The organism is Ochrobactrum sp. SFR4 (assembly GCF_019730395.1).
Classification (GTDB): Bacteria; Pseudomonadota; Alphaproteobacteria; order Rhizobiales; family Rhizobiaceae; genus Pseudochrobactrum.
This window is the reverse complement of record NZ_JAAPBB010000001.1, coordinates 390,917-416,806: the sequence shown is the minus strand read 5'-3', so window position 1 is coordinate 416,806 and position 25,890 is coordinate 390,917. Positions and strand designations below refer to the sequence as shown.

The following is a 25,890-nucleotide window of genomic DNA, read 5'->3' as shown; positions in this document are numbered from 1 at the left end:
AAAGGCAGGAAATTCCCTGCCTTTTTAATTTTCGGTTTAGGCTCTGTTACTTCTGCAGAAAGCCGACAATATCACGCACATTGTGCATGGTTTCTTCCGCGATCACGGCAGCGCGTTCGCCGCCATCACGCAGAACACTGTCAATATAAGCCGGATCGGCTACTAAGCGACGCATTTCATGTGTGATTGGTGAAAGCTGCGAGACTGCGAGTTCTGCAAGCGATGCTTTGAACTCAGAGAACTGCTTGCCGCCGAAATCACGCAATACGGCTGCTTTATCCGTGTTGGTCAGAGCCGCGAAGATACCGATCAGATTATCTGCTTCCGGACGACCTTCCAGCCCTTCAACTTCTGAAGGAATGGCATCGGCATCCGTTTTAGCTTTGCGGATCTTCTTGGTGATGGTTTCTTCATCATCAATCAGATTGATACGTGACAGATCCGACGGATCGGATTTCGACATTTTCTTGGTGCCGTCACGCAGCGACATGATGCGCATTGCAGGGCCGGAAATCAGCGGCTCTGTGATCGGGAAAAAGCCCGATACAGTTTCATCACCAACGGCCATTTCCACGCCGATGCCGAGCGAGGCAATGCGGTCGGAATAGTCATTGTTGAATTTCTGCGCAATGTCGCGTGTCAGTTCGAGATGCTGTTTCTGGTCATCGCCAACCGGCACGGCGGTGGCACGGTAGAGCAGAATGTCAGCAGCCATCAGGCTCGGATAGGCCAGCAGACCGAGCGAGGCATTTTCGCGATCCTTACCGGCTTTGTCCTTGAACTGCGTCATACGGTTCATCCAGCCGATACGTGCAATACAGTTGAACACCCATGCAAGTTCCGCATGCTGCATCACACGGCTCTGATTAAAGACAATGCTCTTTTTCGGATCAAGACCGGCAGCCAGATAGGCGGCGGTGATTTCACGCGTGGAATTTAAAAGTTCCACAGGATCCGGATTGATTGTCAGCGCATGCATATCAACGACGCAATAGATGCAATCCTTATTGTCCTGCAAGGCGACCCAGCGCTTCAATGCGCCAAGATAATTGCCGAGGTGAAGATTGCCGGTTGGTTGTGCGCCGGAGAAAATGCGTTCTTTGAAGGTGTTCATTCTTGGTAAATCCTGAAGCTGGTGGAGAGCCGGTCGAGCGTGATTATCGTCAGATCGTAAGGTTTGATAATCAGAGTGCTCTGGGGTTGCTTTTAAGGCTGGCATATGTGGTTTGGACGCATGCTGCCAGTCTTGGCTAAAAGTCTCATAAAAAATATCCGGAAGGCAGGCGTGTAATCCTGTCTTCCGGACGTGTCATTACTGCCAGAGTGCTGAAAAGCAATCAAGTGCAATTTATTGATCTGTTTTAGCCGTAACGGCTTTTTTACGGCGGCGCATATTACCTTTCAGGGCGGAGAGGCTGGCACCGCCAATGGCAAAAACCGTAGCAAAATAAACCAGCATACTGCCGGTTACGAGCAGGCCGAGCGTTGTTGCCTGCACCAGTAATCCGGCCTGTCTGCTCAAATAGGTTTCAAAATACTGGGAAGCAAAATATAAGGCTGCAGCCATGATGCTTGCTGCGATAATCAGGCGCGGAATACGGCGGATGAGACCGGCATCATAATCCCAATGTTTGCGCCAGATCAGCACGGACAGCAGCAGAATGGCATTGACCCAGCCCGCTGTTATTTCCGCCGTGGCAATGCCTGTGGGACCGAGACGCGGGAACAATGTCAGTGCCAGTGTCACATTCACCACCACCGAAATACCGGCGAAAATCATCGGCGTGCGGGTATCTTCGCGGGCAAAAAAGCCCGGAATAAAGGCTTTAATCAGCACAAAGGCTGGCAGGCCGAGACCATACACTGCGAGAATTTGCGAAACAATCAATGTGGATTCAGGGCCGAATTTTCCACGCTCAAAGAGCAGGCGCACAAGCGGTTCGGAGAAAACCAGCAGAGCGGCAGCTGCAGGCAGGGTCAGAAATAATGTGAATTCAACTGAGCGGTTTTGCAGATTTCCGGCTTCCTGCATATTACCGCCGCGTAAGGCACGCGACAATTCCGGCAGCAGAACGGTTGCAACAGCAATGCCGACCACACCGAGCGGTAACTGATAGAAGCGGTCAGCATAGACGAGGGAAGACACCGCACCGTCCGAGCTGGACGCAATGTTGGTATTGATCAGCAGATTGATCTGGGTGATGCCGCCGGTAATTGCGGCGGGAAGCGCCAGCACGAGCAGGCGGCGGACGTTGGGCGTCAATTTGGGGCGGCGGAAGCCGATTTTAATACCGGCACGGCGCACGGCAAACCAGACAATGCCCAGTTGCACTATACCCGCCGCCATCACACCCCAGGACAAGGCATAGCCGATCTGCAGCGGGTCGTAATTTTGTACCCATGCCAGCAACAGCGCACCGATCAGAATGAAATTCAGGAAAACCGGTGCGATGGCTGCTGCAAAATATTTATGCAGACTGTTGAGCATACCGCCCATCATTGCCGCCAGCGACATACAGGCGAGATAGGGAAACATGATCATCGCTAGGTTGACCGTATTCTCAAACTTGACCGGATCACTGGTGAAGCCCGGTGCAATCACGGTGCTGACCAGAAACGGCATGGAAAGCTCCATAGCAATGGTCAGGCCGAGAAGAATAGTGAACAACACGCCGAAAACTTCTTCAGAAAAGCGCTTGGCACCATCCATACCATTTTGCTCGATCTCTTTGGCAAAGAGCGGCACGAAGGCAGCATTGAATGCACCTTCAGCAAACAATCGGCGGAAGGTATTCGGGAAGCGGAAGGCGGTGTTGAAAGCATCCGCAACAGGGCCGGTACCGAGAAAAGCTGCCATCAGCATTTCACGGGTAAAGCCGAAGATTCTGCTCATCAGCGTGCCGGAAGCAACAGTTGCGAATTTTTTCAGCAGGCTCATGAATTCATCTCGTTGATAGGGAGTGACAGACAGATATAGCGGAAAATCTTAAAAAAGACGCAAGCCGGACTAGAGCGCCGTGTGCCAGACTTGGCACACAAAGGTCGCTCTAACCTGCCGTTTCGCGCAATTTTTTCAGATCGCCGTTTTTATTATCTGACGCTCTGCTATCACTCCCGCTCTTGTCAAACAAGCTGAGGAGGCGTTTCTGGATATTTGCCTGTTTGGTCGTACTCGTGATTTTTTGTCCGTCGAGACCGGTAACATAGAAAGTATCAATCACCTTCTCCCCGAATGTCGTAATATGAGCCGAAGCAATATTGAGCGAAAGATCGGAAATTGCATTGGTAATTTCTGACAGCAGGCCGGTACGATCGAGACCTTTGACCTCAATCACAGTGAATTTTTCCGAAAGTGTATTATTGATATGCACGCGTGGCGTGACATGGAAGGCACGGGCGGAGCGGCGTGCTTTTGCCCGTCTTGCCAGCACCTCAGGCAAGTGGGTTTTGCCGGTCAGCACATCTTCAATCAACTGGCCGACACGTGCAGCGCGGCGCATTTCATCATCATTGGTATCAAATTCGCGGCTGATCAGGATGATGTCCAGTGCCCGCCCGTCGGTGGTGGTGAAAATTTGCGCATCAACAATATTGGCACCGGCGGCCGCACAGGCACCGGCAATAATTGACAGCAGGCGCGGATGGTCGGGCGACAGAATTGTCAGTTCGGTTACAGCTTCAAATTCATGTGGTCGTGCCAGAACATTGAGGATTTTACCTGCTTCATCGCTGGCACGGATGAAATCGGCATGGCGCTTCTGATCTTCCTGCGGCACGGTCAGCATGTAATTATCATAATGCAGGGACAGCACGGATCTCCGCTTGTCTTCCGGCCAGTCACCGAGCTGTTCAGCCAGTTGGGCGCGCGCCTGATTGCTGCGCTCGGTCTGGCTCACTTCCGAGAAACCGCCGGTCAGCAGTAATTCTGTTTCATGATAAAGTGTGCGCAGCAACTGGCCTTTCCAGCCGTTCCAGACACCGGGGCCGACCGCTTTAATATCGCAGATAGTGATCAGCAACAACAGCTTCAGCCGCTCGGTCGTCTGCACAATAGCGGCAAAATCGGCAATAGTTTTGCGGTCATTGAGATCGCGCGATTGCGCAACCTTGCTCATGGTCAGATGTTCCTGCACCAGCCATGCCACCAGTTCTGTCTCTGACGGATTAAGCCCGAAACGCGGGCATAATTTACGGGCGATTTTGGCTCCGGCGATGGAGTGATCCTCCGGCCTGCCTTTGGCGATATCGTGCAACAGCAAGGTCACATAGAGCAGATGCCGGTCATTTTTCAGTGTCGGCAACAGGCTGTGAGCAAGCGGATGCTCGTTCTTCAGCGTCTCATGTTCAATCTCAGACATGATGGCAATGCAGCGCAGCAAATGTTCATCAACCGTATAATGATGATACATATTGAACTGCATCATCGCGACGATCTTGCCAAAATCAGGAATGAACTGCCCGAGCACACCGGATTCATTCATTCGGCGTAATGTGCGTTCGGGTGTGCGGGGCGACGCAACAATTTCCAGAAACAGCCTGTTGGCCTCCTTGTCATTGCGCACATCGCTTTTGATCAGTTTCAGTGAGCGGCTGACACGCTGAATGACATGCGGGTGATATTGCAGCCCGTGTTTATCTGCCAGATAAAACAGCCGGATCAGATTAACCGGATCGCGCTGAAACACCTCATCATCGGCAATATTGATGCGGTTATGGTCGAGAATAAAATCTGTGCTGCCGGTAATTTTGCGCTTTTTCCGCGTCAGCGTGGAATAGATCTGGCCGGTGCCCGGTGTTTCTTTGAATTGCTCTTCTTCCAGTGCGGCACTGATAATGCGGGTCAGATCACCTACATCCTTGGCCACCAGAAAATAATGCTTCATGAAGCGTTCAACACCGGTCTGTCCCGGATGATCCGTGTAGCCGAGGCGGGTGGCGATCTCGCGCTGAATATCGAAGGACAGGCGCTCTTCCGCCTTGCCATAGAGAAAATGCATATGGCAGCGCACCGCCCAGAGAAAATCATCGGCTTTGCTGAACAGTTTTGCTTCGCTGCGGGAGAAAACGCCACGCTTGATCAGCTCTTCCGTAGAATGAACACGGTAGATATATTTGGCAATCCAGAACAGGGTTTGCAGGTCGCGCTGACCACCTTTGCTCTCTTTAACATTCGGTTCGACCAGATAGCGCGTTGAACCCGCTTTTTTGTGGCGGATATCGCGCTCAATCAGCTTGGCCTGCACAAACTCCGCACCACTGTCGGCGACGATCTCCTGATCAAAACGGGCGGTAAGTTCGTTGAAAAGCGCATGGCTGCCGGTTAGAAACCGCGCCTCCAGTAATGAGGTGCGGATGGTCATATCCTCGCGCGACAGGCGGATAGCATCATCAATATTGCGCGTGGAGTGCCCGACTTTCAGCCCCATATCCCAGAGCATATAGAGCACATATTCCACGACCTGCTCGCCCCATGGCGTCTGCTTATAGGGCAGCAGAAACAGCAAATCGATATCAGAACCCGGTGCCAGACCGCCGCGTCCGTATCCGCCAACCGCTATAATGGCAAGGTTTTCCGCTTTTGACGGGTTAATTGCCGGATAGATATGCTCAACAGTGAAGTCATGGAGCGCGATAATCAGCTGATCCATCAGACCGCTGAGCCGTCGGGCGCAGGCAATGCCGCCGCCGTCTTCCAGTAGCATGATTTCGGCGCGGGCTTTACCGTCTTTCCATGCGTTTTTAAGCGTTTTCAGAACCTGATTGCGTGTCTGATCTTTGCTTGCATCTGCATTGACGATCTCTGTGAGAGCGGCGGCAAGCGCCTGCCTGTCAATGATGCGGTCAAGATGAAGATCGGACAAGCGCATGGATCATGGTTCCGTAATGGCAAAGTTACAATGCAGAAAATTGAGCATGGTTTACAGGTGAGCGCAACCGTAACCACAGATTATGCCGGAAACAAGAAAGGCCGGAGATTGCTCCGGCCTTTTGAGTTCGGGTGCTGAAATAATCAGTTGGTTGCTCCATAGGCGGCAAAGGCTGCCATATTGGCAATATCAGAATCCTTGGCGCTTAGCGGCACGATCTGTACGGCTTTGTCCAGACCGGTCAGAAGCGGGCCGATCAGTGTGGCTCCGCCCAGTTCCTGCAACATATCAGCGGCAATGGAAGCCGCATGATAATCCGGCATCACCAGCACATTGGCAGGGCCTGTCAGGCGGGTGAACGGATAGGATTCCATCAGCTTGCCGTTAAGAGCAACATCGGCACTCATCTCACCGTCAAATTCAAAGTCAACATGGCGTTTTTCGAGAATACGCACGGCTTCCTGAATATTCTCCGAGCGTGCGCCGGACATATGGCCGAAGGTGGAATAAGCCAGCATGGCAACGCGCGGCACATAGCCCATGCGGCGTGCTACATTGGCGGCTTCCACGGCAATATCCGCCAGCTCTTCCGCTGTCGGCTGCTCATGCACCGCGGTATCGGCGATGAAAACGGTACGGCCGCGGCACAGTGCGAGCGACACACCGATCATACGGTGACCCGGTTTCACATCAATCACACGACGCACATCTTCAATGCTGGTGGCATAATTGCGGGTTACGCCGGTAACCATGCCATCCGCATCGCCCATTGCGACCATGCAGGCGGCAAAATGATTGCGGTCATTGTTGATCATGCGCTGGCAGTCGCGGAACAAATAGCCTTTACGCTGCAGCTTCTCATAAAGATAATCGGCATATTCCGAGGTACGCTTTGACAGGCGGGCATTGGTGATTTCGATGCCCAGTTTGCCAAGGTCGATACCGGCCTGTTCAGCTGTCTCACGAATGCGGTCTTCGCGGCCGAGCAGAATGGCTTTGCCCAAACCCTGAGATGTGAAGGAAACGGCTGCACGGATGATTTGCGGCTCTTCACCTTCGGCAAAAATCACACGTTTGGTATGACGGCGGATACGGTCATAAATGCCGGTCATGGCCGAGGCGATCGGATCGCGGCGGGCAGCCAGCGAGCGTGCATAGGCATCCAGATCTTCAATCGGCTTACCGGCAACACCGCTGTCCATTGCGGCTTTGGCAACGGCTACCGGAATTGTGGAGAGCAGACGCGGATCAAACGGCACCGGAATGATGTAATTCGGACCGAAGCGCGGACGGTTGCCCTGATAGGCGGCAGCCACATCATCCGGTACATCGGTACGTGCCAGTTCTGCCAGCGCATTGGCCGCAGCAACTTTCATCGCATCATTGATGGTTGTGGCGCGAACATCGAGCGCACCGCGGAAAATATACGGGAAACCGAGGACGTTGTTGACCTGGTTCGGATAGTCAGAGCGACCGGTGGCAACAATCGCATCGGAGCGGATGGCTGCCACTTCTTCCGGTGTAATTTCCGGATCAGGATTAGCCATAGCAAAGATAATCGGGTTATCTGCCATGGAGCGAACCATATCTTCTGTCAGTGCGCCTTTGGCAGAAACACCGAAGAAAATATCCGCGCCTTCCATGGCTTCCGCCAGTGTGCGCTTGTCAGTCTTGACCGCATGGGCGGATTTCCACTGGTTCATACCCTCAGTACGACCCTGCCAGACCACGCCTTTCGTGTCGCACAGCGTTACATTTTCTGACGCAAAGCCCATGGCTTTGACCAGTTCGATACAGGCAATACCCGCAGCACCAGCACCGTTGCAAACCATTTTCGTGGCCTTCAGGTCGCGGCCGGTAAGGTGCAGGGCATTGAGCATACCGGCAGCGGCAATGATTGCAGTGCCGTGCTGATCATCGTGGAAAACCGGAATATTCATCAGTTCGCGCAGGCGGCTTTCGATGACAAAGCACTCAGGCGCCTTGATGTCTTCCAGATTGATGCCGCCGAAGCTCGGGCCGAGATAACGGACGGAATTGATGAATTCTTCCACATCTGTGGTATCGACTTCCAGATCAATGGAATCCACGTCGGCAAAGCGCTTGAACAGCACGGATTTGCCTTCCATCACCGGCTTGGAGGCCAGTGCACCGAGATTGCCGAGACCCAGAATGGCGGTGCCGTTGGAGATCACCGCAACCATATTACCCTTCGATGTATAGTCATAGGCTTTGGCCGGATCTTCCGCGATTGCTTTCACCGGTACAGCCACACCCGGAGAATAAGCCAGCGACAGATCGCGTTGTGTTGCCATTGGTTTGGTCGGGGTAATTTCCAGTTTGCCCGGACGTCCGCGGGAATGGAAATCCAGCGCTTCCTGTTCAGTCAGGGACGGGCCCTTTCCTGTATGCGGCTTCTGGGCGGTCTTATCGCTGGTCATTGACCTCTCCGATCTTACTGCGGGGCGGTTATCAGCTTCTGCAAGCGTAAACGGCCATAATATATTGAAACATCCTTTCGGATGGTTGGGCAGTGTGTTTATCTCAAGTCACTCTGTTTGGGTAGCGCAATATTTGAAAAGATTCCGATGTTTAAAGACAATATTCGTATAATCTCTGCATTCCGGTGAAAATCACGGGGATATAAGCAACTGGCTGCTTCACAGGGCTTTGCACAAGGTTCTAAACTGAAGCGTACGCGTAAAAGTGCGAAGCGGTTTTCGGAACAAGATATGCGGAAAACAAAATGGCAGAGCATTTCCTATTGGTTTAATCAAAACCGGAAATGCTCGCGCAGAATATTGAAAAATTATTTCAGGAACGTGTGTATTCCCTATGACGCAGCATGAAAAAGCCCCGACGACATCTGAACTCGCTGATGAGCCACAGAGCACCTATGATGCAGGGCTAAATGCGCGTCCGACACCGATGATGGAACAATATATCGAGATCAAGGCTGCCTATCCCGACAGCCTGTTGTTCTATCGTATGGGCGATTTTTACGAGCTGTTTTTCAATGATGCGATTGAGGCATCAGAGGCTCTGGGGATCACGCTGACAAAACGCGGCAAACATCTGGGTGAAGATATTCCGATGTGTGGTGTTCCGGTGCATACTGCCGATGATTATCTGCAGCGTCTGATCGGTAAGGGCTTTCGTGTTGCGGTTTGTGAACAGGTGGAAGATCCGGCGGAAGCGAAAAAGCGTGGCTCCAAATCGGTGGTCAAACGTGATGTGATCCGTCTGGTCACACCCGGCACGATTACGGAAGAAAAGCTGCTCGATCCGGCACGAGCTAACTTCCTGATGATCCTCGGCCGTGTGCGTGGTGCGGAAGAGGGCAGGCTGGCACTGGCATGGATTGATATTTCCACCGGTCAGTTCCGTATGACGGAAACCGCACCGGAAAAACTCTATGCCGATATTATGCGCGTTGATCCGAGCGAACTGATTGTGCCGGAGACAGCTTTTCAGGACCCGCACATCCGTCCGGTGCTGGATCTGCTCGGGCGTGTGGTGATGCCGCAGCATCCGAGCCTGTTTGAAAGTTCGACCGCAGAAGAACGCATCAAGCGCTATTATGGTGTGGCAACTTTGGATGGTTTCGGCGAATTCAACCGCACTGAACTTTCAGCCATTTCCGGTGCTATTGCCTATCTTGAGAAAACCCAGATTGCTGAACGCCCGCCGCTGATGCGTCCTGAACGTGAGACGGATGGTTCGTCGCTGTTTATTGATCCGGCAACCCGCGCCAATCTGGAACTGATGCGCACACTTTCCGGCAATCGTGAAGGCTCGCTGCTCAAGGCCGTTGACCGCACAGTCACCGGTGCCGGTGCACGTTTGCTGGCCGAGCGACTGACAGCCCCGCTGACCGATCCGGAACAGATTGCTGCAAGGCAGGATTCCGTTGCGTTTTTCCTAAGTGAAACATCGCTGGCACAGGGGCTGCGTGCCGCTTTGCGCGGAGTGCCGGATATGCCGCGTGCTTTGTCTCGCCTTGCCGTGGGGCGCGGTGGCCCGCGTGATCTTGGTGCATTGCATGCCGGTTTTCAGGCGGCACATCTGGTGCGTCAGCTGTTTCAAGGCAAAGATTTGCCGGCGGAACTGGCGCAGGCCTGCCACGCTATTCTCACTTTGCCGGAAGATTATGCGCAATTGTTGGATCAGACTTTGGCGGAAGAACTGCCATTGCTGAAACGTGACGGCGGTTTTATCCGCACGGGCTATCATGCAGAGCTGGATGAAATGCGTAGTCTGCGCGATCAGTCGCGCCGCGTTATCGCCGGACTTCAGGCTGATTACATGGAGGAGACGGGCGTTAAATCGCTTAAGATCAAGCATAATAATGTGCTTGGTTATTTCATCGAAGTGACTGCCAATAATGCCGGTGCACTGACGGATACAGATGAAGCCAAAGCACGGTTTATCCATCGTCAGACTATGGCAAGCGCCATGCGCTTTACCACCACGGAACTGGCGGAACTTGAAACCAAAATTGCCAATGCCGCTGATCGTGCGCTGTCGATTGAACTGGCGATTTTCGAAGAACTGATCCGTCACACAGTGGAAAATGCTGATGCTATCCGCGCCGGTGCTGCAGCTCTTGGTGTTATGGACGTGTCGGCAGCACTGAGTGTGTTGGCGGATGACCAGGGCTATTGCCGCCCGAAAGTCGATAATAGTCTGAATTTTGCCATTGATGGCGGCCGTCATCCTGTGGTTGAGCAGGCATTGAAAAAGCAGGCCGCTAATCCGTTTGTGGCCAATGATTGCGATTTGTCACCAGAAGGCGATCAGAAATTTGGCGCGATCTGGCTTTTGACCGGTCCGAATATGGGCGGTAAATCGACCTTCCTGCGCCAGAATGCATTGATTGCCATTCTCGCTCAGATGGGCTCCTATGTTCCGGCGACATCTGCGCATATCGGGATTGTTGATCGTCTGTTCAGCCGTGTCGGTGCATCGGATGATCTGGCGCGCGGCCGTTCCACTTTCATGGTGGAAATGGTTGAAACCGCCGCTATTCTCAATCTCGCCGGTGAGCGCTCATTGGTTATTCTCGATGAGATTGGCCGTGGTACTGCAACCTTTGACGGCCTGTCGATTGCCTGGGCGAGTGTGGAATATCTGCATGAGAAAAACCGCTGTCGCGCATTATTCGCCACGCATTTCCATGAAATGACCGCTTTGTCAGAGAAACTGGCACGGTTGGGTAATGTCACTATGCGGGTGAAAGAATGGGAAGGCGATGTCGTGTTCCTGCATGAGGTGGCCAAAGGCGCTGCTGATCGCTCCTATGGTGTGCAGGTTGCCCGTCTTGCCGGTCTGCCGGATGCGGTGGTTGAGCGGGCGCGTGATGTGCTGCATCGCTTAGAGGAGGGGGAAACCTCAGGTAAAGCTGAAAAGATCATTGATGATCTGCCGCTTTTCGCTGTTGTAGCCAAACCGCGCGAGGTAGCAAAGCCCGTACAGGACAATGCATTGCTGAATGCAGTACAGGACATTAACCCTGATGATCTGACGCCGCGTGAGGCACTGGAAGCGTTGTATCGCCTGAAACAATTGTCGGTTAAAAGTTAAACTTTGGCAGGAGAGTTTATATGGCAGTTCTGAGGATCGTGGCTAATCTGGCAGGCTCTGATCTTCAGGCTGCGCGGATCTTTTATGAGGAATTGCTGGGGCTGGATGTGATTATGGATCACGGCTGGATAGTGACGCTGGCTGCCGGAGCAACCGCAGAAAACAGGCCTGTTCAGCAACTCAGTTTAGCGACAGAGGGCGGCGGCGGAACGGACGTGCCCCGTCTGTCCATTGAGGTCGATAATCTGGATGAAGTTTATCATCGTGCACAGGCAGCAGGATATGAGATTACCTATCCGCTTACAGAAGAACCGTGGGGCGTGCAGCGTTTTTATGTTCGCGACCCGCTCGGATATGTCATAAATATCTTATCGCATCAGGCATAAAAAAGACCGGTATTACCGGTCTTTTTGTTTTTATCTGATCACACGAAACGGTCCGCTTCAGCACCGTAATAATTGATGTAGCGACTGGAAATGCGCTCGACCGGCAGAATAATCAGCACATCGGTTGTGCCAAACTGATGGTCAACTACGGCACCATCACCGATCATTGCACCAAGGCGCAAATAGCCTTTGATCAGTGGCGGCATGGAAAACAGCGCCACTTTCGGATTAATGGCTTCCTGCGGAACAATGTCCATTGAGCGGTAATGCTGCTCAAGCGCACGCACATCCCATTCCGCATCGGCGCGGCAATTGTGCTGCAGGAAGGACAGCGGCACAGCATGCGCTTCCGGCACTGTGCCGTGGAAAGAGGCGCAGCCGAACATCACTTCAATTCTGTGCTGACGGCAATAGGACCAGATGCCTTGCCACAAGAGTTCAACCGTACGTTTGGAGCGGTATTCCGGCTTGACGCAGGAGCGGCCGAGCTCAAGAAATTGCAAATGCGGTTTACGTGCGGTCAGCCTGGTGATTTCATATTCACCGGCAGAATAGAATGAGCGGCCTTCTGTGATCATATCACTGCGCATCAGGCGGTATGTACCGACAAGCTGCTCTGCCTCACCACCGGAAATTGATGTATCATAAACTACCAGATGATCACAGATCGCATCATAATGGTCGCTGTCGCGCTCTTCGAGGATGGTATTCTGAGATTTTTGCGCACCGAGTTCGGTGTAAAAAACGTCGTAGCGTAATTTTTGCGCAATGCGGATCGTGTCCGGATTGTCTGCAATCCGCACAATAAGACTGCCCATACGCCCCAGTATTTGGCCGGTCAGTGAAGAAAAACCGGCATCAGCTAAAATGGCGCCTATTTCAAGCGTATCTGGTGGTGTCTGCTTCATACCTGCATCATGCGCGGTTTGTGAAAAAATTCCAAGAGCCTGTGGCAAGATATATCCTCCGCCGGATTCGACTGTCTCAGTACTGTTCGCGAATGTTTTGTCTGCTTAGCCACGTTTCTGAGTTGCGGTATTTATAGAGGATGTCTGCGTCAGGCATGTGACATATGCCTTTTAGATTGTCTTGTCAGGCCGGTGAAACTGACAGGTATAAGAATAGCAGCATGTGAAAAAGCCGCCGGCAAATCCGTTTAAATTGATTTGCCGGAGATTTTGTCAGGGAAATGACCGGATTTGATGAGAATTTTGAGCTGTTTCAGCCCGCAGAGCGGGGCATTTTCCTCTCAACCCGCAGAGCGGGACTTTCTCCATTGCACAAGTTCATCGAGAATAATCAGTCCGGCACCGGTAGAGATGTAAACATCGGCCATATTGAAGACAGCGAATGACCAGCTTGGCAGATGGAACAGGATGTAATCTACCACATAGCCGAGCAGACTGCGGTCGATGAGATTGCCCAATGCGCCGCCGATAATCAGCGCAAAGCCGATACGACTGATGACCCGTTCCGGCGCAGTAGTCCACCACAGATAGGAGACAAAGCCGATGACAGCAACGGTCATGGCTATCAGGCCGCCGTCATGCAGCCACGACAGCATGGAGAAAGCGATGCCCTCATTATGGGTGCGGTAAAGCGCCAGAAACGGCAGCAGATCAATCTGCTGATTATAGTCCATGCCGCTCTCTACCAGAAACTTGATATACTGGTCTGAGGTGACAGCAAAAACGATAATCAGAACAGACCAGAGAGTGGCACGTTGGGACATAGGGGCTTAAACTCCTGCAGCCATTATTTAGAGCGTGTCTCGCTAAAGTGTATGCGTAGCGCTCGCTCTAAACTCTTTTTATTGTCGCATGTTCGCTAACGCTAAATGAATCCATTTAGCTGCGACATGCTTTAGCGATCATCCAGAACCAGAGCGTCACGGCGGATTTCGTAAAGCATGACGCCTGTGGCAATGGCAAGATTAAGCGAATCCGCACGGCCAGCCTGAGGAATACGTGCCAAATGTGTGCAAATTTGAGCAAGATCATCAGGCAATCCCTGCTGCTCATTGCCCATCATCAGTACAACCGGCTGTTTGTTGTAAGGAATTGTACGATAATCAACTGCGCCTTTGAGATGTGTACCGACCAGCACGCCTTTATAGGATTTACGCCAGTTGATAAATTCCTCGTGGCGGGCACGGTAGAGCGGCACGGCAAAAACCGACCCCATGGTCGCGCGTACGGTTTCCATCGAATAAGGGTCGGTGCAGTCACCGATCAGAATAATACCTTTGGCACCAACCGCATCAGCGGTACGGATGATGGTGCCGAGATTGCCGGGATCGCGCACACGATCAAGAGCAATATAGGTGTCGTTACCCTGCGGGCGCAGATGATCCAGTGTTTCAAAACGCTGATCAAAAACACCGGCAACCATTTGCGGATTGTCTTTGCGGGTGATCGCCGCAATCACTTTTTCTGAAGCTTCAAGAACCAGACCGCCACCGGCTTTGGTGCGGGCTGCCACTTTTTCTACCAGCGGGTTGCCTTTACCGGCTTTGGAAAACACCAGAGTGCGGATGCGCCAGCCCTGATCAATCGCATCAATAACCAGTTTCAGACCTTCAGCCAGAAACACGCCCTGCTGATCGCGGAACTTCTTCATCGACAAAGCACGCAGGTCTTTGACGATCGGATTGGTCAGGCTGGTAACTTCTTTGACGCTACCGGTGCGCGGAGTATCTTTGCGGGAAAAATCATTATTCTGGGTCATGAATTGGCAATCCAGCGGGAGAACATGGAAGTGGAAAGTGCGCGTTCGGCAGAGCGTTCACGCAGGATCAGCTCGCCTGATTCAATCACGCCGCCGCGACCGGTAAAGCGGTCGCGCATCAGTTCGTGAATGGCAAAGAACGAAGCACGGATCGAATAGGCGGTCAGCACAACGCTGAGAGCATCCGGTGAGAGAATGGCGCGGCACATATCAACCATCTGCGGCAGATTATCAAAAAGCTGCCAGACTTCGCCATTCGGACCGCGGCCATAGGCGGGCGGGTCGAGCAGAATGATGTCATAAGTATTGCCACGACGCTCTTCACGCGCCACAAATTTGGTTGCGTCTTCACAGATCCAGCGGATCGGCTTGTCTTCCAGACCGGCCAGCGCCTGATTTTCACGCGCCCAGTTGATGGCTTTTTTGGAAGCATCGACATGGGTCACTTCAGCACCGGCATGGGCGGCAATCAGCGAGGCAACGCCGGTATAGCCGAACAGGTTGAGGACGCGCACGGAACGGTTGATCTGTTTTTTACGGGCATCGCGCACCTGTTGCGCCATGAAAGCCCAATGGGCTGCCTGCTCCGGAAACACGCCGACATGACGGAATGAGGTGAAGCGGCCGAAAAAGCGCACATCCTGTAGTGACATCGGCCAGGTTTCACCCAGCTGCTGTTTCGGAAAATGCCAGCGTCCCATACCTTCTTCATCGGTATTGCCGGTGAAGATCGCATCGGCTTTATCCCAATCGCTCTGCGGCCATGCAGGCTGCCAGATTGCCTGCGCCTCAGGGCGGATGATGCGGTAAGGGCCGTATTGTTCAAGTTTGAGACTGTTGCCGCTATCGAGCAGAGCGTAATCTTCACTCGGGCTGGTCTCAAGAATAACCGGCAGGTTCTGCCGTGGTCGTTCGCCTGTCAGTTTCAACAGCGGGCGCTGGGCAACAGCCGGTTCAGCCGTTACTTTTTTCGGTGCAGCCGGTGCGGGATTTTCAAAAACCGCAGCATTCTGTTCGGTTTTAGCAAATTTCGGGCGCGGTTTTTTAAAACCCTGCGAAGGTGCAGCCGATACCGCTTTACGGTTGTCGCGTGACTGTGCGGCCGGTTTGCCCGCAGATCGCGCTGATGAACCATTATGAGATTTGGCGGCTTTTCCTTTTGGAGGTTTCACCCTGTTTGCTCCGAAACTGTTAAACTCAAAATACTATACCATCAGATGGTGCAATATTTTCTGTTTCGTAGAGCATGGCAGCCTTTTGGGAAAGCTGAATTTAAGCGTAAATATCTTATAAATGCATCTTTGCCCCGAAAAGCCGCCATATCCGAGGTTCTTCAGGGCAAAATAACGGGCAGGATCAGCCTTGTTGTTTCTGGCTCTTTTCATAGACCATAATGCCGGCGGCAAGGTCTTCCATGGCTGCGCCAACGGATTTAAACAATGTAATATCCTGATCGCTTACGCGGCCTTTGACTGTTCCGCGTGCCAGATCAAACAGATCACCGAGAATATGATCCGGTTTGATAATGCCGTCACGCAAAGGCTGGGTAATGTCGCCGCCTTCTTTCAGAGCGCCGTCTTTGGTGTCGACAAAAACACGGGAGCGCAACACGGCTTCGTCATCACTTTCACGCATATCCGGCGTGAAAGCTCCAACCAGATCCACATGGGTGCCGGGACGCAAATGTTTCCCGTGAATCAGTGGCTCGGTTGCCAGAGTACCGGCGGCAACAATATCCGCCTGCTGAATGGCTGCGATATGATCTTCAGCAATATAGGCATTATAGCCTTCATCACGCAGTTCTTTGATTGTTGCTTCGGCCCGTTTCGGATTGCGCACGCAGAATGCAATATCGGTAATCGGACGCACAGAACTATGGGCACGGACGAGATTGGAAGAAACCGCTCCGGCCCCCATAATGACAAGACGCGATGCATCTTCCCGTGCCAGATAGCGGGCGGCAAGGGCGGAGGCTGCGGCCGTGCGCCAGCGGGTCAGGCTCTGGCCGTCAATCAGGGCTTTCGGTTCGCCGGTAATGCCGTCAAGCAGCAGGTACACACCCATAACCGCAGGCTTGTCGATCAGACCGTTGTCCGGTGACACGGTGACAATTTTGACGCCCATATAGCCTTGCGACTGATGCTCAAGTTTATGGAAATCTGACCATGCAGGCATCAGCAGCAACATGGACGGGCTGCCCTCAGGGCGTTCAACCGGATGGTGATGGCGCACAGGTTGGATCATGCCGTTACGGAAGGCGTTGTCCAGTGCATCGACCAGTTCCGGCCAGGTCATCAGATCATCAACGGCAGCAGCGGAAATATGAAGCATTATTTGTCAGGCCTTTTATGATGCCGCCCATTGTCTCCTGCAATGCGCGGACATTTATTTCCATTAGAGTGTAGCGCATTTAATTCTATCCACGACGCCCGCTCTATCTCCTTGTTTTTACGCATGTCGTAAGCGGAAAACCGGTGCCCGTTTTTCCGCGACATGCTTTAGAGCGCCTTGCGCCAGATCGGGCGCAAAAACTCGCTCTTACAACAACAGATTGTTCCCATGCCTGAGGGTGGGAGACAAGCGTCGATCTGTATGAAGTTGATGAAAAAACCTGATAATATAGGTCTGTCTTTAAGGGCGTGTATGCAATCAGGACAGGGAGGATGCGGATGGCAGGTTTTTGGCTTCTGCCTGTTTGGCACGGGTCAGGAGTGCGTCGGCTTCTGCTTTGCGCTTGCGTGCCAGCTTGCGGTGCCGTCCCTGTGTGAACCAGATCAGCAGGCCGCCGGTAACAATACCAACAAGAAAAGCCCCCAGCACCCAGAGAAACAATGGCGCTGTATAGGTCAGAGCAGGATTGCCGGGATTGAACGGATCAAGCGTCAAGCTGACTGCACTGCGATTGGCGACCGACAGTACAATTAAAATCACTGCAAGCGGCAAGGCAATGACAAGTGTCAGAAAACGGTTGGTCATGTTTAATATCCGTAATTCTCGGGCTGCACTGCACAAAATATAAGCGCTATCAGGCATAAATATGCCCGATAGCAAAAGTGCTGATTTTGGCGCTGCATCCGGAAAATTTCCACTTTTGGAATCCGTTTCAGGTACCTGTGGCCGATGCAGCTTTTAAGGATCAGAGTGCCGCGCACCCATCGGGCGCACAAACGCGCTCTGACACTTTAAACTATGCTCTAGAGCGGTTTACGTCCATATTGGATCATAGCGCTCGCTCTGGAGTCTTTATTTGGTCGCATTATCACGGGCGTCAAGTTGATCCAACTTGACTGTGAAATGCTCTAGTCGTGGCCGTTATTGAGGCGATCACGCAGTTCTTTGCCGGTTTTGAAGAACGGAACCCATTTTTCCTCAACATCGACCGATTCGCCCGTGCGCGGGTTGCGTCCGTTACGGGCAGGGCGGTTTTTCACGGAAAAAGCGCCGAAGCCACGGAGCTCTACGCGGTTTCCTTCCGCCAGAGCTTCAGTAATTTCATCGAAAACTGCACCGACAATATTTTCCACGTCGCGCTGGAAAAGATGCGGATTGCGGCTGGCGATGATCTGCACGAGTTCAGATTTAATCACTGCGTTCGACCTCTCTGCAATATTAGCGCTTCATCCGGCCGTTAGTAACTGGCCGCTGCGCTTCCGGTTTTGATATACTGCGCATCTGACCCGCACCTTAAATAAGGATCGGGGAATGCGCCCTAAAGGAATACTTTCAGAACCTGTATGCGGGCTGCCCCCGTCGGAACAGAGGCAGCTTAGTATGAATAATATGTCTATGCTATTAATATTTCATAGCATAACTATCTGAAAACACGCATTATCTTTAACGTTAAGCGCATTTTGCGGGTCTTGGAGCGGTTCCGGTTCTGACTGAAACGTTGAAACAGCTCTCATTATTTGTTTTTACGCATTATCCTTATGCAAAACCGGTTTCGACTTTTGCCGGAAATGCTTTATTGCGGTTTTTCTCCGTTGCTACCGTGCCAAACTGAAAGCATGCCGTCAAGGAAGATACGCTGACCGATCTGTTCGTCAAATAGTGCACCGGCTTGATCGGACAAGCCCATGTTCCGCAACAATAATTTCATAGCAGCAGAGGAAAGCAGGTCATTATAGGATGAGCTTTCAGCTTTCCATTCGATAACCGGCAGTTCTTTGTCGACGCCTTTGGTCTCAAGCCACGCAACAGAGGTTTCCTCATCGCCGATCGCGTCAATCAGCTTGTGCTGCAATGCCTGACGGCCGGTATAGACAGAGCCGTTGGTCAAAGCAGGGAGTTTGTCGGCTGTTATCATCGGGCGGCGTTCTTTAACCAGACCGACAAACCAGTCATAAGTGTCTTTGACGGTGTTATCGATCATGGCCTTGGCTTCTTCGCTGGCCGGAGAGAAGAAATTCGGCTCGGCCTTCAGCGGACTGGATTTGATTGTTTCAAATTTTACACCGACTTTGTCCAGCAAACCGCTGATATCAGGATACTGAAACAGCACGCCAATTGAGCCGATCATTGAAGTCTTGTGGGCAATCACATGATCAGAGGCGATAGCAATCATATATCCTGCTGATGCTGCCAGTGTGCCGACCTGTGAGACGACTGGTTTCTTATCTGCGATTTTGCGCACGGCATCATAAATCACTTCGCCGCCGGTCGTGGTACCACCGGGGGAGCTGATATCCAGAATGACGCCTTTCACCATATCGCTCTCTGCGACATCTTTGAGACGTTTCAAAAGCTCTTCATTGTTATAAATGGTGCCGGTGATGGAAATTTTTGCAATGTGAGGCACATTGCGGGAAGACTTGCTGCCGTTGATGTAAAGCGCGGCGAAGAGTATCATGGCCGCGACAAGCAGCAAAGTGACGGCGCGCCAGAAAGTCAGCTTACGGCGAATTCGACGACGTTCAAGCACTGCATCGGCAGTATAAGTCATGAGATATGTCCGTTCTTGGGCTTATATGAAGTCTCTATATGTCGCATAAACAGAGTGTACTTTGGAAGCGGGGATAATATCCGGGAAAGACCTGAGCATGGTATTATCAGGTTTTTTAACGTCATTTCATTTAAAAGTGATCTGAATTAAACCTCCGGAACGAACAACTGCAGCAATGCAGCTTGTTTTGGACGCGGTATCATCCCATTTATACCACAATAAAAAGCGATTTGAGCGCACTGTACAGAATAGTCGTGCATTTCACTGATAAATATTAATACCTTACGTGTAGGCAGCTGGCAAATTGCCGGTTTCAGGAGTTTTGGACTGTGTCAGACCATAAGATGGTTTTCGGAGCGTCACATAAAAGTACCGCTGTGTTTCACGCTGCGAAGAGACACAGCATGCGCGTGCGCGTTTTGAAAACCGCCTTACCGGTTGTTGCTCTCGCCGTCGCGGCTGTTTTCTCATGGTACACATTTCTGGCAGCACCTGCTTCAACTGTGAAAGTTGAGCTTGATCCGTCTGAAAGCGGCAAGCTGGTGATGACCGGCCCGCAGCTTAAAGGATATACCAAGGATAACCGTGCTTTTTCCATGGTTGCTGTGCGTGCCGTGCAGGATGCCAAACAGAGTGGTGTGGTGGCGCTGGAGGGAATCAAAGCGCAATTACCCATGGGTGATAAAGACAGTGCCGAGATTGATGCTTCGTCGGGTGTTTATGACAGCAATAACGGCCATTTGCAGTTTGATAATGCTTTCACAGTGAAGACAACCGATGGCATGGAAGCCAAGCTGGGGTCTGCTAATGTGAATGTATCAAATGGTGAGATGTCGACGGACAAGCCGGTTGATATCCGCACAAAAAATGCACATATCCGCGCGAATAAAATGCTGGTTCAGGAAAGCGGCAAGGTTATGGTTTTTGAGGATCGGGTGCAGCTGACAATCGAGCCTGTTAAGGAAACCGCTTCCTCAGCGAAAAAGGGCAGCTGATTGCAGCATCGCTTAGTTGCTCTTATTCGCATAAAGCAGTCTTTGTTTCGCTGTTGAACAGAGTGTGGTAGTGATTTACACCAATAAGTAATACGCCTGTTATAAATATGATGGCAACCTGCGTATATTCCGGCCGGACATATGATCCTGCGACAAGAATATATTCAGAAGTTTGTTGTTTAATTCTCAAACTTGCGATTTATAACAAGGGTGATTTTCGAGGGAATGAATATGATGCGGCAACAGGCAGGCAGCGAGCTGAAAACAAGCTCACAGAATACAGTTTCGGGCAAGTCTGCGCTGCGCCTGACAGGCGTGAAGCAAATGGCCGCTCTTCTCATGTCCGGCTTGCTGATATTGCCTTTGAGTCTTTCAGTTGCTCAGGCTCAGCAAGGCGTTCCTCTTGACGGATTAAAATTATCTGACAGCAAAGATCCTGTGTCGATTGATGCCGGTAAAATGGAAGTGCGCGATAAAGAGGGCATTATCATTCTCACCGGCAATGTGTCGGTCAAGCAGGGCGACATTCTTCTGCGCGCCGGTCGTATGCAGGTTTATACCGGTAAGACAAAAGACGGCGGCGATAAAGCCGGTGCTGATAAAGCTAAAGGCGGTATTGGCGGTCTGAGCGGTGCTGGTCTGGATGCCGGCGGCATTGAGAAGATTGAAGTGGACGGAAAAGTCTATCTGAAATCCGGAACACAGGTCGCAACCGGTGATGCAGGTACTTATGATGCTAAAGCACAAACAATGGTACTGACCGGACAGAAAGTTGTATTGTCTGACGGTGATAATATTGCCTCCGGTTGCAAGCTGACTGCCAATACCCAGACAGGCAAAGCCTATCTGGAAAGCTGTAAAGGACAGTCCGGCCGCGTCTCTATTATCCTGTCTCCAAAAGCTGAATAAAAGTTCGCAGGTCGGGCCTGACCTGCATCTGAGCTGATAAATTTAATTTTGCTTGTGCTTTAAATGCAGGCACCGGCATTGATAACTGGTCTGGATTCCTATTGTCCTCTTTAAACGCCAACACTGATCATGCTCCCGATAATGCCGTTGCCGATGCTGCGGGCAATTTGCAGGCGCAGTCTGCAGGTGCGGAAGGACAACGTCCGCCTCAGGAATTATCACGGCTTAAAGGAACGCTGGTTGCCAGAGGCATCAGCAAGAGTTATCGCGGCCGTCAGGTTGTGAATGGTGTGTCCTTTGGTGTGCGTGCCGGCGAGGCTGTCGGCATTCTTGGCCCGAACGGTGCCGGTAAAACCACCTGTTTCTATATGGTGACCGGTCTGGTGCCGGTCGACAGCGGTACGATTGAGATTGACGGTTTTGATGTGACATCCATGCCGATGTATCGCCGTTCACGCCTTGGTATCGGTTATCTGCCGCAGGAAGCTTCGATTTTTCGCGGTCTTTCCGTAGAGGATAATATCAAGGCTGTGCTGGAAGTGGTCGAAAAAGACCGCAAAAAGCGCGCTGTTGAGCTGGATGCACTGCTGGAAGAATTCCATATCACGCATCTGCGCAAGGCACAGGCGATTTCACTGTCGGGTGGTGAGCGCCGTCGTCTCGAAATTGCCCGTGCGCTGGCATCCCGCCCGAATTTTATGCTGCTGGATGAACCTTTTGCCGGTGTGGATCCGATTGCGGTTGCGGATATTCAGCAGCTTGTGCGCCACCTGACTAGTCGCGGCATCGGTGTTTTGATTACCGACCACAATGTACGTGAAACACTCGGCCTGATTGACCGCGCTTATATTATTCACGCGGGACAGGTGCTCACCCATGGCCGCCCGAAAGAAATTGTCGCCAATCCTGACGTACGCAGATTGTATCTGGGTGATCAGTTTACTCTGTAAGTTCAGAATTTTACGCTAAGAGCTACAGGTCAGCGAATCCAGGGAGCAGTTTCTGCTCCCGAATTTATTTGAAAACATTGATGATTTTGATTGCGGGCATCTATTTCGCCTGAATTTTCGGCAGACGCTTATATAGTGACTGATTGTGTCAATCAAAGAGCTGTCCGCATATTCTTTTGGTACATGCAAAGTTTATTTTATTTTATGTCAGTTCGCTTTGCGCAATGCCTTCGCTTGTGGTTAGATTGAGGTGTTCGAATATAGACAGCGAGGTACTGCCACATGAGTCTCCGCGTTTCGGGTAAACATATGGACATCGGTGATGCTTTCCGCATCAGAATTGAAGACCGTGTCCGTGATGCTGTTAGCAAATATTACGAAGGTGGCTTTTCCGGTACAATTACAGTCGTTAAATCAGGTTCCCGTTTTACTACGGATTGCACTTTGCATTTGGATACCGGAGCGACTCTGCAGTCTTCTGCAGAAGCGCAGGATCCGCAATTTTCTTTTGACGCAGCGGCTGAAAAGCTGGAGACACGGATGCGCCGCTATATGCGCCGCCTCAAGTCCCGTTCTCTGGTTCAGTCAGCGCGCAATAATCATCAGAATATCGCCTATAGCGTGATGGAACCGGCTCCCGACGAAGATCATGATCTTCCTGAGGATTATGCGCCGACGATCGTCGCGGAATCATCCGTTTCCCTGCGCACGCTGAGTGTTGCATCTGCTGTTGTTGAGCTTGATCTGACAGAGCATCCTGTATTGGTCTTCCGTAATGCAGGAAGTGAAGAAGTCAACATTGTCTACCGTCGTCCGGATGGCAATATTGGCTGGATTGATCCGTCCAGAGTCGCACAGGCAGCCCGGATATAAGGCTGAACTGAACAAGCCCCGCTATTTGCGAATCTGCAGATGGCGGGGTTTTACTTTTCCGGAACAGGTTATTGAAGTGGCGATTTGGTTGCCTCTTTTCATTTTCAGGCAGGTTTATGCGCTGACCAGAGCATTTCGCAATCAAACTGATTCAATTGGGCTGCTTTGAGAATGCGACCAGTAAAGAATCTGAGGCGAGCGCTGAGATTCAATCTGAATGTAAGCCGCTCCAGAAAAACTTGAAATTTTTCTCATATTTTAACTCACTGAAATAACATATAAAAAAGCAATTAATATTTTCTGCTCTGACTTCTGCGAGTTTGCAGCTGTTATTCACGATATCTAGAGATAGGAATTTTTGTGTTACTGGTGTACCTTGAGCGGAATGCCGCAAAGCAGGCGTCAGTGAATGCGTATTGTAATCTTTTTTTAATTTTTATTTATGATTGAAATCAATGCGTTACGGAGTTGATGCGTGAAAAGTGTGAGTAGAATCGCGAATTTGACTTGAGTATCTGTTGAATGGGCAGTAGATCACTGCACCTCCCGGTTACGGAGATGATTACTCCGCATGAGAGAAGGAATGGAGAAAATGGATCTTAGCGATCTGATTCAGCCAGGGGCGATTATCCCTTCGCTGAAGGCAAGCTCCAAGAAGCAATTATTGCAGATCTTGGCTGAGAAGGCTGCTGAACTCACAGGTCTTTCTGAGCGAGAAGTTTTTGAAACTGTGACTCAGCGTGAGCGTCTGGGGTCTACCGGTGTTGGCAACGGCATCGCGATACCGCATGGCAAACTGCCGAATATCAGTAAAATTACCGGTGTTTTTGCGCGTCTTGAGCAGCCGGTGGATTTTGAAGCATTGGATGATCAGCCGGTTGATCTGGTATTTCTGTTGCTTGCACCGGAAAATGCAGGTGCAGATCATCTGAAGGCGCTGTCCCGTATTGCGCGTTTGCTGCGCGATCCGGATATGGTTGCTAAATTGCGCGGCACCGTTGATGCGCAGGCACTGCATTCATTTTTGATTGCGCCACCTGCATCCAATGCTGCCTGAAAAGCTGACAGTCCTGTTGATTAAGCAGGGTTGAGTTGAATTTAAAATGCCGTGTTTGCCCTGTGCAGCACGGTATTTTTCATTTTAAAGCATATTCATTTTTGTTTGTTTTTTAAAAAGGCATGTTGCTATGGCTGTTTTTTCAAAACCTGTTCTGAAAGCAATGATTTATGTGACCAGTCCTCAAGGTGTACTGGTTTTTGAAGAGCCTGCTTCCTTGCATATCGGGCTGCAGGTGCCGGGCGGGACAATTGAGCTGGGTGAGGATCCGCTGATTGCTGCCGGCCGCGAACTCCATGAAGAAACTGGTTTGACGGCGGATAAACCATTAGCGTTTCTGGGAACAATTGATTTTCGTCTGAAGGAGGGCGATGAAGAATATACTATGCGTCGCTATTATTATCATGCGGCTTTTCAGGGAACCTATCCGGAAAGCTGGGAACATCATGAGCTACATGCTTGCGATGGCAGTGGACCAATTCTGTTTCGGTTGTTTTGGTTGCCGTATGAATCGGCACGACAGCGTCTCGGCCATGGTATGGCGGAACTGCTGCACCATATACGGCTCTGATCATCATAAACAAAACCCGCCTGTAAGACAGGCGGGTTGTAATGTGTTTAACCGGTTTCATTTGTCAGGATGTGCTTTAATGCAGCATCACAGTGTGGAGTTCATGTTCCTGTGCTCCGGCCAATGCTGTGGCGCGCATATCGGAAAGCATGATCGGGGTTCCGCTGGCGCCGAAGAGAGCCCAGAGTTCCATGCCCGGCGCCATTGGTGGTAATGCAGGGAAGCGCCGTGACAAATCTTCGGAGCGAACTTTGCGCAAATAGGCGATTTCACCTTCGCCGAGATGGGCAAATTCGAATTCTGTAAAAATGTGTTTGTCAGCAGTCATTTTAGGCCTCCTGTCCTGGCAGCTCAAAATTGACGCTGCCTTTCGAGAGCATTTGCAGTTGCATTTATCAGCCGATAAAACTGCAACCACGGAGCTGATTATAACAATGAACCCTTTACAGTTCTTTTATAATCCTGAGAACGGTCACTCTTTCACGTTTATACTAATACGCTTGACGAGGCGTTCTGGTTCCGGTCTGTCGAGATCAATCGACAATAATCCGTTTTTTAGTTCCGCGTTGACCACGCGCATACCGTCTGCCAGCACAAAAACACGCTGAAACTGACGTGCAGCAATGCCGCGATGCAGATATTCCCGCTCAGATTCATCAGTCTGCCGTCCGCGGATAACCAGTTGGTTATCTTCAGTCGTAACTTCCAGATCGTCGTCAGAAAAACCGGCAACAGCAAGCGTGATGCGCAATTTCTCAGGAACCGGTTGTTCCTGATCCTGCGCAGAGCTGCGCAGTCTTTCGATATTATATGGCGGATAGCCGTCACCGGATTTAGCAATCCGTTCCAGCGTTTTTTCCATCGTATCGAAACCCAGCAGCAGCGGGCTGGAGAAAGGTGTAAGTCTGGTCATTGTTCAGTCCTTAAGAGCGACCGTTTGGGGAAAACCCGTAGCGGCGTTTTCCTGTTCTTTATATGGCTTGAGAAAAGCTCCACTTCAAGAGCAACAGCTGATATGTGCGTTATCGTT

The 25,890-nt window shown here is 51.4% G+C and carries 21 protein-coding genes and 1 pseudogene; 8 read left to right on the top strand and 14 right to left on the bottom strand.

Annotation, left to right across the window (positions count from 1 at the left end):
* Positions 1 to 46 precede the first annotated feature (46 nt).
* The 4 genes from trpS to HBA93_RS01755 form a co-directional block, all read right to left on the bottom strand.
* Positions 47 to 1,114: a tryptophan--tRNA ligase gene (gene trpS / locus HBA93_RS01770; protein WP_221722112.1), complete on the bottom strand. Its 1,068-nt coding sequence runs from the start codon at positions 1,112 to 1,114 to the stop codon at positions 47 to 49.
* Between the two features lie 234 nt (positions 1,115 to 1,348).
* Complete coding sequence (murJ, locus tag HBA93_RS01765; RefSeq protein WP_221722111.1) at positions 1,349 to 2,938, bottom strand: murein biosynthesis integral membrane protein MurJ; 1,590 nt, start codon at positions 2,936 to 2,938, stop codon at positions 1,349 to 1,351.
* Between the two features lie 109 nt (positions 2,939 to 3,047).
* Complete coding sequence (locus HBA93_RS01760; RefSeq protein ID WP_221722110.1) at positions 3,048 to 5,867, bottom strand: [protein-PII] uridylyltransferase; 2,820 nt, start codon at positions 5,865 to 5,867, stop codon at positions 3,048 to 3,050.
* Between the two features lie 143 nt (positions 5,868 to 6,010).
* Positions 6,011 to 8,308, bottom strand: coding sequence for an NADP-dependent malic enzyme (locus HBA93_RS01755; RefSeq protein WP_121991969.1), 2,298 nt, complete (start codon positions 8,306 to 8,308; stop codon positions 6,011 to 6,013).
* Positions 8,309 to 8,783: 475 nt separating this feature from the next.
* On the opposite strand from HBA93_RS01755, the pseudogene mutS reads away from it, so the two are divergent.
* Together mutS and HBA93_RS01745 are read left to right on the top strand one after the other, a co-directional pair.
* Positions 8,784 to 11,450 (top strand): annotated as a pseudogene (gene mutS, locus HBA93_RS01750) (DNA mismatch repair protein MutS); the annotation flags it as partial.
* A gap of 20 nt (positions 11,451 to 11,470) precedes the next feature.
* Entirely contained in the window at positions 11,471 to 11,836 is a 366-nt protein-coding gene (locus tag HBA93_RS01745; protein ID WP_221722108.1) for a VOC family protein, read from the top strand.
* Between the two features lie 38 nt (positions 11,837 to 11,874).
* Here the strand turns inward: HBA93_RS01745 and olsB are convergent, their stop codons facing one another.
* The 8 genes from olsB to sppA form a co-directional block, all read right to left on the bottom strand.
* Entirely contained in the window at positions 11,875 to 12,744 is an 870-nt protein-coding gene (olsB, locus tag HBA93_RS01740) for a l-ornithine N(alpha)-acyltransferase (RefSeq protein WP_121992269.1), read from the bottom strand.
* A 341-nt stretch (positions 12,745 to 13,085) separates the two neighbouring features.
* Positions 13,086 to 13,568, bottom strand: a complete 483-nt coding sequence (lspA, locus tag HBA93_RS01735) for a signal peptidase II (protein ID WP_022710695.1) — start codon at positions 13,566 to 13,568, stop codon at positions 13,086 to 13,088.
* A gap of 131 nt (positions 13,569 to 13,699) precedes the next feature.
* Complete coding sequence (locus tag HBA93_RS01730; RefSeq protein ID WP_221722107.1) at positions 13,700 to 14,563, bottom strand: TrmH family RNA methyltransferase; 864 nt, start codon at positions 14,561 to 14,563, stop codon at positions 13,700 to 13,702.
* Complete coding sequence (locus HBA93_RS01725; protein ID WP_221722106.1) at positions 14,560 to 15,735, bottom strand: RsmD family RNA methyltransferase; 1,176 nt, start codon at positions 15,733 to 15,735, stop codon at positions 14,560 to 14,562. Before HBA93_RS01725 ends, HBA93_RS01730 begins: the two co-directional genes overlap by 4 nt.
* A 184-nt stretch (positions 15,736 to 15,919) precedes the next feature.
* Positions 15,920 to 16,894, bottom strand: coding sequence for a bifunctional Delta(1)-pyrroline-2-carboxylate/Delta(1)-piperideine-2-carboxylate reductase (gene lhpI / locus HBA93_RS01720; protein ID WP_122094057.1), 975 nt, complete (start codon positions 16,892 to 16,894; stop codon positions 15,920 to 15,922).
* Between the two features lie 318 nt (positions 16,895 to 17,212).
* Entirely contained in the window at positions 17,213 to 17,539 is a 327-nt protein-coding gene (locus HBA93_RS01715; protein ID WP_121991961.1) for a lipopolysaccharide assembly protein LapA domain-containing protein, read from the bottom strand.
* A gap of 323 nt (positions 17,540 to 17,862) precedes the next feature.
* Positions 17,863 to 18,150, bottom strand: a complete 288-nt coding sequence (locus HBA93_RS01710) for an integration host factor subunit beta (RefSeq protein WP_033315997.1) — start codon at positions 18,148 to 18,150, stop codon at positions 17,863 to 17,865.
* Between the two features lie 377 nt (positions 18,151 to 18,527).
* Positions 18,528 to 19,505, bottom strand: coding sequence for a signal peptide peptidase SppA (gene sppA, locus HBA93_RS01705; RefSeq protein WP_122094056.1), 978 nt, complete (start codon positions 19,503 to 19,505; stop codon positions 18,528 to 18,530).
* Positions 19,506 to 19,909: 404 nt separating this feature from the next.
* Between sppA and lptC the strand changes: the two genes are divergently transcribed.
* The 6 genes from lptC to HBA93_RS01675 all read left to right on the top strand — a co-directional run bounded on the left by lptC (position 19,910) and on the right by HBA93_RS01675 (position 24,860).
* Complete coding sequence (gene lptC, locus HBA93_RS01700) at positions 19,910 to 20,500, top strand: LPS export ABC transporter periplasmic protein LptC (RefSeq protein WP_286201693.1); 591 nt, start codon at positions 19,910 to 19,912, stop codon at positions 20,498 to 20,500.
* Positions 20,501 to 20,824: 324 nt separating this feature from the next.
* Complete coding sequence (locus HBA93_RS01695; protein WP_502910011.1) at positions 20,825 to 21,409, top strand: LptA/OstA family protein; 585 nt, start codon at positions 20,825 to 20,827, stop codon at positions 21,407 to 21,409.
* Positions 21,410 to 21,576: 167 nt separating this feature from the next.
* Complete coding sequence (lptB, locus tag HBA93_RS01690; protein WP_121992267.1) at positions 21,577 to 22,359, top strand: LPS export ABC transporter ATP-binding protein; 783 nt, start codon at positions 21,577 to 21,579, stop codon at positions 22,357 to 22,359.
* A gap of 282 nt (positions 22,360 to 22,641) precedes the next feature.
* Positions 22,642 to 23,232, top strand: coding sequence for a ribosome hibernation-promoting factor, HPF/YfiA family (gene hpf / locus HBA93_RS01685; protein WP_022710703.1), 591 nt, complete (start codon positions 22,642 to 22,644; stop codon positions 23,230 to 23,232).
* A gap of 592 nt (positions 23,233 to 23,824) precedes the next feature.
* Positions 23,825 to 24,289 (top strand): PTS IIA-like nitrogen regulatory protein PtsN, encoded by a 465-nt coding sequence (ptsN, locus tag HBA93_RS01680; RefSeq protein ID WP_028233579.1) that lies wholly within the window; start codon positions 23,825 to 23,827, stop codon positions 24,287 to 24,289.
* Between the two features lie 130 nt (positions 24,290 to 24,419).
* Positions 24,420 to 24,860, top strand: coding sequence for an NUDIX hydrolase (locus HBA93_RS01675; RefSeq protein ID WP_221722105.1), 441 nt, complete (start codon positions 24,420 to 24,422; stop codon positions 24,858 to 24,860).
* Between the two features lie 76 nt (positions 24,861 to 24,936).
* Here HBA93_RS01675 and HBA93_RS01670 read toward each other — a convergent pair whose 3' ends face one another.
* Together HBA93_RS01670 and HBA93_RS01665 are read right to left on the bottom strand one after the other, a co-directional pair.
* Entirely contained in the window at positions 24,937 to 25,188 is a 252-nt protein-coding gene (locus HBA93_RS01670; RefSeq protein WP_075654091.1) for a BQ00720 family protein, read from the bottom strand.
* A 144-nt stretch (positions 25,189 to 25,332) separates the two neighbouring features.
* Entirely contained in the window at positions 25,333 to 25,773 is a 441-nt protein-coding gene (locus HBA93_RS01665; RefSeq protein WP_022710706.1) for an Hsp20 family protein, read from the bottom strand.
* Positions 25,774 to 25,890: the final 117 nt, after the last annotated feature.